10 protein-coding genes are annotated in these 12,893 nt (G+C 46.7%); 5 read left to right on the top strand and 5 right to left on the bottom strand.

The window, feature by feature from the left end; all coding sequences use genetic code 11:
* Together B1A98_RS20690 and trpB are read left to right on the top strand one after the other, a co-directional pair.
* On the top strand, window positions 1–232 hold a 232-nt coding region (locus B1A98_RS20690), incomplete at its 5' end, for a hypothetical protein (protein ID WP_206602712.1).
* A gap of 230 nt (window positions 233–462) precedes the next feature.
* Window positions 463–1,626, top strand: coding sequence for a tryptophan synthase subunit beta (gene trpB / locus B1A98_RS08950; RefSeq protein ID WP_063384456.1), 1,164 nt, complete (start codon window positions 463–465; stop codon window positions 1,624–1,626).
* A gap of 1,060 nt (window positions 1,627–2,686) precedes the next feature.
* On the opposite strand, the gene B1A98_RS08935 is transcribed toward trpB, so the two are convergent.
* Complete coding sequence (locus B1A98_RS08935) at window positions 2,687–4,333, bottom strand: ABC1 kinase family protein (protein WP_082821694.1); 1,647 nt, start codon at window positions 4,331–4,333, stop codon at window positions 2,687–2,689.
* 236 nt (window positions 4,334–4,569) lie between these two features.
* On the opposite strand from B1A98_RS08935, the gene desB reads away from it, so the two are divergent.
* Window positions 4,570–5,658, top strand: a complete 1,089-nt coding sequence (desB, locus tag B1A98_RS08930; RefSeq protein WP_063384460.1) for a Delta(10) desaturase DesB — start codon at window positions 4,570–4,572, stop codon at window positions 5,656–5,658.
* A gap of 571 nt (window positions 5,659–6,229) precedes the next feature.
* Here desB and B1A98_RS08925 read toward each other — a convergent pair.
* Window positions 6,230–7,753 (bottom strand): acetyl-CoA hydrolase/transferase family protein, encoded by a 1,524-nt coding sequence (locus tag B1A98_RS08925; protein ID WP_063384461.1) that lies wholly within the window; start codon window positions 7,751–7,753, stop codon window positions 6,230–6,232.
* A 122-nt stretch (window positions 7,754–7,875) separates the two neighbouring features.
* Window positions 7,876–8,526 carry a LytTR family DNA-binding domain-containing protein gene (locus B1A98_RS08920; RefSeq protein WP_063384462.1) on the bottom strand — a complete coding sequence of 217 codons (651 nt, stop codon included), beginning with the start codon at window positions 8,524–8,526 and terminating at the stop codon, window positions 7,876–7,878.
* A gap of 79 nt (window positions 8,527–8,605) precedes the next feature.
* On the opposite strand from B1A98_RS08920, the gene ybaK reads away from it, so the two are divergent.
* Window positions 8,606–9,082: a Cys-tRNA(Pro) deacylase gene (gene ybaK / locus B1A98_RS08915; RefSeq protein WP_063384463.1), complete on the top strand. Its 477-nt coding sequence runs from the start codon at window positions 8,606–8,608 to the stop codon at window positions 9,080–9,082.
* Window positions 9,083–9,210: 128 nt separating this feature from the next.
* Entirely contained in the window at window positions 9,211–10,269 is a 1,059-nt protein-coding gene (locus tag B1A98_RS08910) for an AAA family ATPase (RefSeq protein WP_063384464.1), read from the top strand.
* Between the two features lie 53 nt (window positions 10,270–10,322).
* Here B1A98_RS08910 and B1A98_RS08905 read toward each other — a convergent pair whose 3' ends face one another.
* Entirely contained in the window at window positions 10,323–11,138 is an 816-nt protein-coding gene (locus B1A98_RS08905; RefSeq protein WP_063384465.1) for an alpha/beta fold hydrolase, read from the bottom strand.
* A gap of 376 nt (window positions 11,139–11,514) precedes the next feature.
* The gene (locus B1A98_RS08900) at window positions 11,515–12,594 is read right to left on the bottom strand and encodes an AI-2E family transporter (protein WP_063384466.1); all 1,080 of its coding nucleotides are present in this window, start codon (window positions 12,592–12,594) and stop codon (window positions 11,515–11,517) included.
* Window positions 12,595–12,893: the final 299 nt, after the last annotated feature.

Here is a 12,893-nt window from a genome sequence, read left to right as displayed (position 1 = left end):
TTGGAAAAAATCACATAAAAATCGCTTGTCTTTGATACCTGTTTTTCAAAAAACAAAAAATCAAAATTGTATTTTTTTGACATGCGGAAAGTCAGGGTCATATATCATTAATTTTATTATTAATATTTTCCAATTATGTTTTATTATGATGCTATCTGTATCCCGTCATCGTTCAGGTAAAGAAGCGAAAGGCGCGGCTCCCCCGGAAAAACCAGCTAGGTGCTTGAAATAGAGTCTATCCATTTTTTAATTGCATGAGTGTATGGACTGTGACCGGCATGCAATAATCTTAAAGGTGCATCTATATGTATATTTCTCTTTTCTCGTTCTATATCGGCCAAAAACCGTTTATATGAAGAAAGAGGGAGAAATACCATACCAACCAATTGACGGATAAACAGGACATTGGTATAGTAATAAATAATTTTCAGAATAGTTTTGCCTAGAGAGGAGAAGAGAAAGATGAGTATAGTTGAGACAGAAAAAGGATATTTTGGACAGTTTGGAGGCAGCTTTGTGCCGCCTGAATTGAAAGAGGCTTTGAATTACCTGGCAGAACAGTTTGAGACCTACCAGAACGACGCTGAGTTCATGGCGGAGTATAAATATTACTTAAAAGAATATATAGGCCGCGACAATCCGCTGACCTATGCCAGCCAATTGACAGAGCAGCTTGGCGGCGCCAAAATTTATTTAAAACGGGAAGATTTAAACCATACAGGCTCGCACAAGATTAATAATGTCATGGGCCAAATTCTGCTTGCGAAGAAAATGGGAGCTAAGCGCATTATCGCTGAGACCGGTGCTGGCCAGCATGGGGTGGCCACTGCGACCGTTTGTGCCATGTTCGGAATGGAGTGCGTGGTGTACATGGGGGCGGAAGACATTCGCCGCCAGGCGCTGAACGTGTTTCGAATGGAGCTCCTGGGCGCTGAGGTGGTAGCTGTTGAAAGCGGGCAGGGCCGCTTGAAGGATGCTGTTGATGCGGCATTAAATGATTATGTAGCCAATTATAAAAACACCTTTTACTTGCTTGGCTCTGCAGTAGGGCCGCATCCATACCCAACAATGGTCAAGCATTTTCATAGCGTAATCAGTGAAGAATCGAAAAAGCAAATATTGGAAAAGGAAGGACGCCTGCCGGATGCTGTCATTGCTTGCGTCGGCGGAGGCAGCAATGCAATTGGCGCCTTCGCCCATTACATTAATGAGCCTGCGGTCCGCCTGATTGGCGTTGAACCCGAACAGGCCGCAACGCTGACAAAAGGGAAGCCGGCTGAGCTGCATGGCTTTAAATGCCTTGTATTAATGGATGAACAAGGAAATCCGCTGCCGACTTATTCGATTGCTGCGGGGCTGGATTATCCGGGTGTAGGCCCAGAGCACAGCTACTTAAAGGAAACAGGGCGTGCCGACTATTATACAGTGACGAATGAAGAAGTATTGGAGGCCTTTCAATTATTGTCACGCTCGGAAGGGATTATTCCGGCGTTAGAAAGTGCCCATGCTGTTGCCCAGGCGATCAAGCTGGCGCCGGCGATGAAAAAGGAAGAGCTGATCATTATCAACATTTCCGGCCGCGGTGACAAGGACGTTGAACAAGTATTTGATATGCTAAAAAAATAAACAAAAAGCCTGAGAGTTTCCCAGGCTTCAGACTGCAGACAAACTCAATGAAAATGGAGGTTTGTCTGCAGTCTTTTTTTAGTTTGCTTGCGATAGGTGTGTTGCTTTCCATTCCAGGCGCTTCGCTTTCCGCGGGGCGGGCGGCGAGCCTCCTCGGCGTCAACGCGCCTGCGGGGTCTCGCCTGTCCCGCAGATCCCGCCGGAGTCTGCGCGCCTTCCATTCCAACCAACAGGGTGCATAAAAAGAGGCCAGCTGTATAGTCATATTTGTTTGAAAATGGAATCATTCAGCCGTCCTTTCTTTGCTTGCGATAGGAGTGTTGCTTTCCATTCCAGGCTGCTTCGCTTTCCGCGGGGCGGGCGGCGAGCCTCCTCGGCGTCAACGCGCCTGCGGGGTCTCGCCTGTCCCGCAGATCCCGCCGGAGTCTGCGCGCCTTCCATTCCAATCAACAGGGTGCATAAAAAGAGGCCAGCTGTATAGTCATATTTGTTTGAAAATGGAATCATTCAGCCGTCCTTTCTTTGCTTGCGATAGGAGTGTTGCTTTCCATTCCAGGCTGCTTCGCTTTCCGCGGGGCGGGCGGCGAGCCTTCTCGGCGTCCAAGCGCCTGCGGGGTCTCGCCTGTCCCGCAGATCCCGCCGGAGTCTGCGCGCCTTCCATTCCAACCAACAGGGTGCATAAAAAGAGGCCAATTGTACAAAGAGTTTAAGGTGAGGAAGAGGCTTTTGAAACACCATCCCGTCTAACAGGACCAAATAGATAGAATTGTTCTGGATCAGCTTGTGCCAGGGAATTATCCGGTTCAGCAGATAGAGCAGATGGTGGACAACGTGAAGGGAGCTTGAAGAAATTGCCGATGCAGGCGCTGCTTACTTTCGCTGCGATGAATCTCAAGAAATCATCGGCTTGGAGAGGTCTATCTTTCTCTCAAATGACTTGAAAATCCCCTAAAAAACGACAAGGAGTTCAGACTGGTCCCATGCCGAACCCCTTTTGTCGGTAAATTGAAGCCTGGGAGTTTCCCAGGCTTTTTTCTCCTCTATCGATCGTTCCTTCCTTTTATTTTATCCGCCTGAAGAGCCTCCGGTGAGCACGCAGGTTGACTGCGTAATAGAGAAGGCTGATAAGGATAAGGATGCCGCCTCCGTAGAGCCACAACCGCTGTTCCATAAAGGCCGCGGCAGCTGTCAGGATAGAGCTGAATGTGATAAAAAAGAGGGCATCTCGTTTTTTAGATAATAAAAAGTCATGTTGAAGCCGATGCTTCTCAAAATCTTGCCGCCATTCCCTGTATTTTCGAGGTTCATCGAGCGTCTGCTGGATTTGGCGGGGAACAGACAGCAAAGGACGGAAAGAACGAATCAGCCACTGAAAAGCCGGCTGTCCGGAAGCTGGACCGGGTTCGGGATTTTCCTGCAGCCATTTAAAAATGAGCGGTTTGCCAACTTCCAAAAGATCAATATCAGGGTCAAGTATATAGAGAATGCCAACGAACGTGGAGGCAGCCCGCCCGAAAAAAGCAAATTCACTTGGCAGTTGAATCGGCTGCTCCTTGACGATTTTCTCGAGATCGGCCAGCAGCTTCTGAACCACAAAGTCATCGGGTGAGGCAAAGTTCTTTTCTGTATAATTGTCTACAAGCGCTTGAATGATAGTTTTTAACTGTGCATGATCTGCCCCGGGAAGCAAAAAGCGCAAACTCTCCAGCGCAGACAGCACCTGGTCATAATCTTCAAGCACAATTCCTTCTACCAGCCGGCGGATATGGACTGCATCCTTTTTCTGAATCTCACCGACCATTCCAAAGTCAATGAGGATAATGGTTCCGTCTTTTTTAACGAGAATGTTTCCTGGATGAGGGTCCGCATGAAACCGGCCTTCCTGAAGCAGCTGTTCTAAAAATAATTCGACAAGCCGGGCGGCCAAGTCGCGTCGGTTGATGCTGTTTTGCTCAAGAAACTTCAGATCTGTGATCCGGGCGCCCTCCACCCACTCCATGACGAGCACCTTTTTGGTTGAATATTCTTCGTAATAAAAAGGAACACTGATCTTATCAAATAACTCATATCTTTTTCTAAAGTAAAAGCCGTTTTGCAATTCTTTAGAAAAATCCAGCTCCTGGCTGATCGTCGTTTCCATCTCTTTATATAGAGCCGGCAGATCGGTTTGTTTGCCGAATGGCGTAAAAAGATCGGCCAGCCACATCACAATCCGTATCGCTTTAAAGTCCGTAGAGATGATCCGTTCGATTCCCGGCCGCTGAACCTTTACAGCAACCGTGGCGCCATTTGGCAGACGCCCTTTATAGACTTGTCCAATAGAAGCCGAAGCGACAGGCTCCTCGCTGATTTCATCAAGAATGGAGTCATAGGGTTTGTTCCATTCCTTATCCATGACTGCTTTGGCGGCTTCCCAAGGCACACTGGGCACCCGGTCGATCAGATCTTCTAATTCCTCGATAAAAGCCTGAGGCATAATATCCGCGCGCGTGCTTAAAAACTGTCCAAGCTTAATGAGCAGCCCTTCCAGGCGCAGGGCGGTCTGCCGGTATTCCGCAGCCTGGCGCTTTAATAGTGCTTCCCATTTTTCGTTTGTTCGGCTGGTCCAGCGTTTCCTGTGCCTTTTGCGGAAAAAAGTAACCTGCAAAAAGAACTTGACAGCCATGGTGATAATAATGAGCATGCGGTAAAGAGAAAAGTTTTTCACACATTTTCTTCCTTTCCGGCGAAAACGTTTTTTCTTTATTTTAAATCAAATGCTTTCTCTATGTACAATAATTGCTATAAACGCTAAAGACCAAGTTCTATTTCTTGATTTTAATACCAAGTCATAAATTAATTGACAAGTTAGAAAATAAAGTGATACGATTAGCCCTAGTTAAGAGAGGTTAAGTCAGTCAATTGCTTATAACCAGATCAATAGTGGAAAAGAGGGAAAGCGAATTGAAGGAGCTTCAATCATTTGGCTGGTATGCTGCTCGCGTAGCACCACACCTTCCAAAAAAAGCATTCAGTCCTGCTCCTGAGCGGCTATGGGGAGGCTTAGCCTACCTGCTGGTGGTTGTCTCGGGGATTTTGACAATTAGTTTAACGGATTTTAATATTTGGATAAACACAGCCATTTCTATTATATTAGGCACTTCTTTTGCGGCTATGGGATTTTTGGGGCACGAAATCCTCCATGGAACGGTCGTGAGAAAAGCCTGGCTGCGTGAATTGACGGGGGGAATCGCGTTTTTTCCGTTAAGCACTGGGCCGAAACTATGGGTGAAGTGGCATAATATGACCCATCACCGCCATACACAGGATGAAGAAAAAGATCCGGATGCCTGGCCGACGATTGAGCAGTTTTCGAAGGCTAAAATCCTGAAGCCTTTCTACCGGCTCCCGCTTTCAGTGCGCGGGTTCTTAGGTATGGCCTTTTTAGCTATCACATTCACCATGCACTCCATGCGGATGTTTAAGCGTTTTATTAAAGAGTTCAATCCGGAAAAACGCCTGTCCGTCTGGATGCAGCTGCTTGTTCCGTGGGCGACATGGATCGGGCTTTTAGTGCTGATCGGTCCATTAAAGTGGACGTTTGCCTTTTTTATCCCGCTTCTGATTGCAAACTTTATCGTCATGGCGTACATTGCGACGAACCACAGGCTAAATCCGCTCGTGCCGGTTAATGATCCGTTAGCTAACAGTTTAACGGTGACGGTGCCGAAGTGGGTGGATGTCCTGCATTTTAACTTCTCTTATCACACAGAGCATCATTTATTTCCAGGAATGAGCTCGAAATACTATCCGCTTGTGAAAGAGGAACTGAAAAAGCGCTGGCCGGAAAGATATCATGAAATGCCAATGCTTCAGGCGCTGGCTGCTCTCTATAAGACGCCGCGGCTGTACAGCAACCAAGTCGAGCTCGTGGACCCTGTCGGAGGAGATGTATATGGCACACTTGGGCATGGATTAGATCCCGCCCATGTGAAGCCGAAAGAGACAGCTCCTGCCGAAGAGTCATCAAGTTCCGCAATGGTAAATAAATAAAAAACGGGCCTTTCCCTATGGAAAGGCCCGTTTTTTGTCTGTGTGAGATTGAGTCATGAGGGGAAGACCAATAAGGCAATGAAAAATAAGTAAAAAGCTGCCCTCCTGTTATGATAGGGACCTCTTAAGTTGGTCAGCAAAAAGGGTTCGGAATGAGAGCCTTCCAGCCCTCTTTCTGTTTTTGAGGCAGGCGTCGAGCCATCTGAAAAAATGACACACCTTTCTAAGTTTCATTCCTCAGGCTATTTCTTAAGAGCCATGGCCACGAAAGTAAGCATTCTCTGCCTCAACCATTTTTTAAGCTCTCTTCATGTCGTCAACTCTGTTGATTAGAATGGCAGGCAACAGCCCTCATCCACAAGAAAATTAAAAAGCCTGTAGATAAACTTCAATTTTCATTGAGTTTATCTACAGGCTGAAGCTGTTTACATCAAATATTAACTTCAAAGCTTGTATAATAAACGCCCGACGGTTTCAGCGAAAGCGCGTTTTCAGGGTGAAAAGATGGGGTTGCTTTTCAGCTGAACAATGCCGAAGCCCGCCAGCGGACGTCATAAAGAAGGATTGGCGTTTATTTTCTTAGCGAAGCCGGCTCAGATTGCAGCATAGTGCCTGTTTCGGCATAGCTAAGGTGCCATGAAAATGCTTTTTCCAGAACATGTGGGGTTTGCCCTCCGCGTGCGAGCGCTTCTTCAAAATAAGCGGTCATTTGCTCTTTATAAAGCGGGTGCATGCAGTTTTCAATAATAAGACGTGCACGCTCCACTGGGGCTAAGCCGCGCAAATCGGCATAGCCTTGCTCTGTCACTAATACATCTACATCGTGTTCTGTATGATCTACATGAGAGACAAAAGGAACAATGCTGGAAATATCTCCGTTTTTAGCTACGGATTTCGTCACAAAAATGGCCAGCCGGCTGTTGCGTGCGAAGTCTCCTGAACCGCCGATGCCATTCATCATTTTGGTTCCGCAGACATGAGTAGAGTTCACATTGCCGTAAATGTCGGCCTCCAAGGCTGTATTGATGGAAATCAATCCGAGTCGGCGAATCACCTCGGGGTGATTGGAGATTTCCTGCGGCCGCAAAACAAGCTGGTCTTTATATTGATCAAGCTTTGGAAAAACTGTTTGCATTTTTTCTTGAGACAAAGTGATTGAACAGCCGGAGGCGAACCGGACTTTGCCGCTGTCCAACAAATCAAACACGGCGTCTTGCAACACTTCCGAATATACTTCCAGCTCTTCAAATTCAGAATCAAGCAAGCCGTGCAACACGGCATTGGCAACGGAGCCGATGCCTGACTGCAGCGGAGCCAGCTGATTAGTGAGCCGGCCTGCCCTGATTTCTTCCCGCAGAAACTCGATTAAATGATTCGCCATTGTAGCTGTGTCTTCATCGGGCGGCACAATGGTGGAGGGAGAATCTAAGTCATTCGTTAAGACGATGCCCTTAATTTTCTCCAAGTCCACTTTCATGCCGGTTGATCCGATGTGCCCGTCTACGGAGGTTAAGGCGATTGGTAAGCGCTTTCCTTGTTCTCCTGGCTCATAAATGTCATGCATTCCTTCAAGGGCAGCCGGCTGTGCAAGGTTTAATTCTATGATAACGTTTTTCGCTTTTTCTAAAAAAATTGTTGAGTTTCCAACAGAAGTTGAAGGAATAATCTCTCCTTCTTCTGTGATAGCAACCGCTTCAATAATGGCAAAATCAATTGGATTCAGTACCTCAGAACGAACCATTTCAGCCACATGCGATAGATGCTGATCAGTAAAAAGCAACTCTTGCTCGTTAATTTTTCTGCGCATGGAGGAATCCGCCTGAAACGGCAGGCGTTTATGTATAATACCTGCTTCCGCCATTAGCTTATCAATATCTGATCCAAGAGAAGCTCCTGTATAGACATTGACTTTGAACGGACCGTCCTTCGCCTTGTCGACCAATGCCATCGGTACAGCTTTGGCATCTCCAGCTCTTGTAAATCCGCTCAAACCAAGAGTCATGCCATCTTCGATCCATGAGGCTGCTTCGGCCGCTGACACAATTTTCTTTTGTAATTCCATGTTGCGCAGCTGTTCAGTGATACGTGAGTTCATAGAACATCCTCCTTTGCCACTTTTTAAATATTCTATCAATCTTCGGGCGGCTGCTCATTCGTTTTCGCATGAAAAGCCTTTAAAAAGCGGCAAAGCAGAAAAAAAGCAACATGAAGCAGAAGTTAATAATTCAATGCTTTTCGGAACGAGCTTGAATAGGTTTGACTGACAGGGATCTTTGTCTCGTCTTTCATTACAAGCAGGAAAGTAGAGTGAGAGTCCGGCTGAATTTCCTGGATGTGGCTGACGTTCACAATGTATGAGCGGTGGACACGAATAAACAACTCGCTGGGCAGCATAAATTCCAGCTCTGTCAAACTCATTTTATGGTACCCTTCGCCGCCTACGGCCTGTACCTTTGTTTTACGATTTTCTGCTTCCAAATAGACGACATTTTCGTAAGACACCGGATACCAGCAGTCCTCCGCTTTAACCGTGAAGAAATTGGCGGCGATGGGAGAAGGCTTTGCCGGAAAAATAGTTGTGACCGCTCCGACAACATGGGCTCCATTAAATAGCGGCACTGATACAGCATAATAAGGAATGCCGTATACATCGCTGTCAATGTACTCGGATATTTCGTGCTTTTCAGCGATGGCCTTAGCTGCCCCGCTGCCCTTCTTATAAGGCTCACCCGGGCGAATGCGCAGGTCAACGAGTTTGCTTGGTTTGTAATAAATGAATTTTTCCGGATCGGCGACCGCAATGGACGTATGCGGCGGAAGAAACTCCTTCATGACATTCATAATCGATGTTACGGTTATATGATCCACAGTTACACCCCATCTCATTAATCGTTTATACTAATTATCATAACAGGCTTATTTTAGCGAGGGAAGGAAGGGAAAGGAAATGAAGGGAAAAACGAACGCGATGCGTATACTTGATAAAGCGGGATTAACATACGAGATGTATTCTTATGATCCGGCTGACGGAAAAATTGACGGACTATCCGCCGCCGAAAAAATCGGGAAAGAGGCGGACAGTGTATTTAAAACGCTAGTGACGATCGGTACAGATAAACAGATTTATGTATTTGTCATACCTGTCGCCGCCGAGTTGGATTTGAAAAAAGCGGCTAAAGCAGCAGGAGCTAAAAAGCTGGATATGATCCCTGTAAAAGACATTCAAAAATATACCGGCTATATAAGAGGCGGCTGTTCGCCAATCGGCATGAAAAAGCTTTATCCCACCTTTCTCGATGCCCGTACGATTTCCCGGGAAAGTATAGTGGTCAGTGCCGGAAAAATCGGAAAGCAAATGGAGCTGAAAACGGCTGACTTAATTTCTGTTACACATGCAGTGACAGCTCATGAAGTCATAAAGTGACTCGCCTTTTTCCGTGGACGCGGGGAAAAAGGCAAGCAGATTCGTATTCCGCTTTTATGTGCCATAGGGACAAGATCCTTTGCATATATTGATAGAGGCCCACTTTCAAAACTACTGGAGGTGCAAATATGAGCGGAAATACGATTCACTATTTTGCAAGGGGAAATACAGCCAAAGGGCTGCACAGTCTGCTTGAGTCGAATATCCAGGGGATCAAGCAGGTGTTCCTTATCGACGGAGGCACACCGGCGGAGAGAGCCGCGTGTCTGAAGCTGCTTGCCGACCGGCTGATAGAAGAGAATACAGCCGCAGAGCTTTTGCATTGCCCTGGCAACCCGGAGCAACTGGAGGGAATTATTGCAGCGGAAAAACAATCGGCTATTTTACTGAATCAATTCGCTCCGTCTGTTTCTGGACCAGCTGTCCACTATGTGAAAATTCCCGGAAAGGCAACGGTTCCAGCAGAGAAAGAGCAGGAGCTGCTCCAGCTGGCAGAGCAGGCGGAGATCGCCCGTCAAAATGCGTATGCTTGCTTTCAAAAAGCCTTGGCTGTCCACGATGAATGGGAAGATATTTATATTCAGCGGCTTAACAGGAAGAGGGCAAATGAACTAGCCGGCGAGTGGATCGCCCGGTTAATTCCGCAAGCTTCACAAAATAAAGCCGGTAAGGTAAAACATCGCTTTTTAGGTGCCGCCACGCCGGAAGGAGCCGTTGATTTTGTCGGCAACTTAACGGATGGACTGGAAAAAAGATATTTTATTAAAGGCCGGGCCGGAACAGGAAAGTCGACGATGCTGAAAAAGATTGCCGCAGCAGCGGAAGAGCAGGGATACGAGGTGGAGGTGTATCATTGCGGATTTGACCCAGCCAGCCTCGATATGGTCATTGTCCGTGAGCTCGGATTTGCTATTTTTGATAGCACGGCGCCTCATGAATATTTTCCCGAGAAAGCAACCGATAGCGTAATTGATTTATACGAGGAGATTGTAGCGGAGGGTACGGACGAGAAGTTTGCCGCAGAAATTCAAGAGATTGCCGGCCGCTACCGGTTGTTCATGAACAAGGGCACCGGCTATCTTGCCGAAAGCAAAAGGTGCAAAGAAAAGATGCAGGCTTGCTATACAGGCTTGGCTGACCAGCAAACGCTTATGCGCGTATGTGAGGAGATTTTCGCCAGGCTGTAAAAACTCCTGATGAAAAAAAGAGGCGCCCAGCTGGGCGCCTCTTTTTTCTGCTGTTATTCCTGCCATAAAAACTGGCCGATCAGCCGATCGACTTTTTCGCTTTCATGCAAGCCGCTGTGAGTAATGCTCCGATCGGAAATGACGGCTTTTTGAAAATGAGCGGATGGCACAATTTGTTTTAAACTGAGCACACTGTTAGTCGACACGAGTTGATCTCCAGTGCTGGCAATAGCCAAAACTTTCACGTCGGACGGGAAAGCGGACTTTCGTTCAGCAAGCTGCTGCAGGGCGGCTGAGTTTGGCATTAAATCGGCTGCTGCGGGTCCGGAATTTTTCTTTAAATAATCTTTGTCTTTTAATCCGGAGAAAGGACTGCCGATGACGACCAGCTTATGAATAAATGGATAGCCCGGCTTTTTTGCATACTCTTCCAGAAATTGAACGGAAACAATGCCTCCCATCGAATGACCGACGAGATTTACTTGTTCAAACTGATAGGTTTGCTTTAAAGCATGTAATGCTTTAGACAGCCAGTGCGCTGTTTCGTCAAAACTGGCCCGGTTATTTTCAAAGATAAGCTGGACAAATAACCGGCCGCTTGCGGGAATAGGACCTGATTCTTCCAGGAGAACTTGGCCGTCAGCCGTCACGCGGCAAGTAACGACTTTCTTGCCCCAGTGATGCTCTTTGTCAAAACGCTCCAGCATTGAGCGGAATGAAACGGCTGTTCCTTTATATCCGTGTACGAAAACGGTTACGTCAGGGGGAGGAGTATTTGTTTTAGAATTGGCTGTGAGGGTGCCGTAACTGATAAATATGAGAAGAGCAAGAAGCAGGGAGGCGGTTAAGAGTTTATTTCGCTTTGTCACAAGCTATGATCTCCTTCTTAGTTGATTTTTTTCCTTAGCTTTCTTCATTTATAATAAGGCTATTCCATCATTTTTATTATACAAAAAATATAAAGGCAATGCGGCTAAATTCATCAGTGAAAGCAGACAGCAGACGATAAAGAGCCAATGAAGAAAGGGGAGAACAAGGATGCGAGAACAGGTGGGAATCTGTCAACAATGCGGGAGAGCCCTTTATTGCCTGGACGGTTTTTTTTACGGCGTCAAGGAGAATGGCATTGTTTTATGCTTCGAATGCAAAGAACAAAAAGAGGAAAATGAGTCTTAAGAGAATCTGTCAAAGAAAAGCGTCTCCATTGCCCTGCTGCAGCAATGAAGACGCTTCTTTTTGCCGCTCTTATATTTCTTTGATCACGGCATCTTTAATTTCCTTGCGTGCTGAATAAAGGTTTACCACAACGGTTTTAATGATCCCGTATACCGGAATCGCTAAAATGACGCCCCAAATGCCAGCAATGTTACCAGCTGCTAAGATAAGGGTGATGACTGTCAGCGGGTGAATATCGAGTGCTTTGCCCATGACATTTGGCGAGATCAAGTTTGATTCAATCTGCTGGGCAATCAGCATGATGAGCGCCACCCAAATCACCATCTGCGGATCTTGAATCCAGGCGACAAACAGGGCTGGGGTGACGGCAAGGTACGGGCCGAGAAAAGGAATGATATTCGTAGCCATGCCGATCAAAGCGAGAATTAATGAATAATCCAAGCCAATGATTAAATAGCCGATCAGTAACATGACGCCGACCAGAAAGCTGACGAGCAGCTGTCCCTGAATGTAGGACTGCAGCGTTTCATCCAAATCTTTTAACGTCCGCAGCACCCACTGTCTGCGATGCCCTGAGAAAAATTTAGCTAGAAAAGGAGCAAATTTTTCTCTGTCCTTGAGCATATAGAATAAGAAGAAAGGTGCCAGAACAGTTAAGAATACAGCTTGCAGTAAGCCTTGCACAAAGGTAAGGAGCCATGTTCCGAAAGTCATTGCCCAATCTTCGACTTTTCCTTCTGCATCTTGAAGAGCCTGCATAACGAACTGCGGCATTTTGTCTCGTTGGTTCATTAAATAATTGATTGCGTCTTGGGCAGCATTCACCATTTGCGGGGTGTTTTTTGCCAGTCGTGCGGCTTGCTCATTAACAATTGGGCCGATCATTGCAAATAAAACCCAAAAAGCAACAATGAGGAGAAGAAACACGCTTAAGATAGAAGCCCAGCGCGGCAGCTTTTTCCCTTCGAGCCAGTTGACGACAGGCCGTGTTAAGTAAAACAGCACTCCGGCAATCAGCATAGGCAAAAAGACCGTGCCTGCTACAATCAAGAGCGGGTTGAAAATATCATTGATTTGCCTGAACAGCAAAATAATGATCAGGATCAGCACAATTGCGATCCCTGCTTGAAACCACCTTTTATTTACCACTAAGTTCAATCCTTCCTTTCATCCTCTAGAACGGTTATTCACATTATACAAATAATTGTCAGGATAAAGAAACTATTTATTACCGAAAGAATGGAGAAGAGGCTAGTTTCAGCCTTTTGCTTACAAAGACACGGAAACATACACCTTCTGGGAAGGCGTGTCTGCCGTCCTTTCTTTGTTTGCGGATAGGAGTGTTGCTTTCCATTCCAGGCGCTTCGCTTTCCGCGGGGCGGGCGGCGAGCCTCCTCGGCGTCCAAGCGCCTGCGGGGTCTCGCCTGTCCCGCAGATCCCGCCGGAGT

It is taken from the genome of Pseudobacillus badius (assembly GCF_002189605.1).
GTDB classification, from domain to species: Bacteria; Bacillota; Bacilli; order Bacillales; family Domibacillaceae; genus Pseudobacillus; species Pseudobacillus badius.
Note: the sequence above shows the minus strand (reverse complement) of the source record. Positions and strands in the feature narration are given on the sequence as shown.

What these genes read in the sequence shown, in the direction of transcription:
- B1A98_RS08925 (WP_063384461.1), bottom strand. Translation starts at nt 7,753, where the DNA reads ATGAACTCACGTATCACTGAACAGCTGCGCAACATGGAATTACAAAAG.
- ybaK (WP_063384463.1), top strand. Translation starts at nt 8,606, where the DNA reads ATGAAGGGAAAAACGAACGCGATGCGTATACTTGATAAAGCGGGATTA.
- B1A98_RS08910 (WP_063384464.1), top strand. Translation starts at nt 9,211, where the DNA reads ATGAGCGGAAATACGATTCACTATTTTGCAAGGGGAAATACAGCCAAA.
- trpB (WP_063384456.1), top strand. Translation starts at nt 463, where the DNA reads ATGAGTATAGTTGAGACAGAAAAAGGATATTTTGGACAGTTTGGAGGC.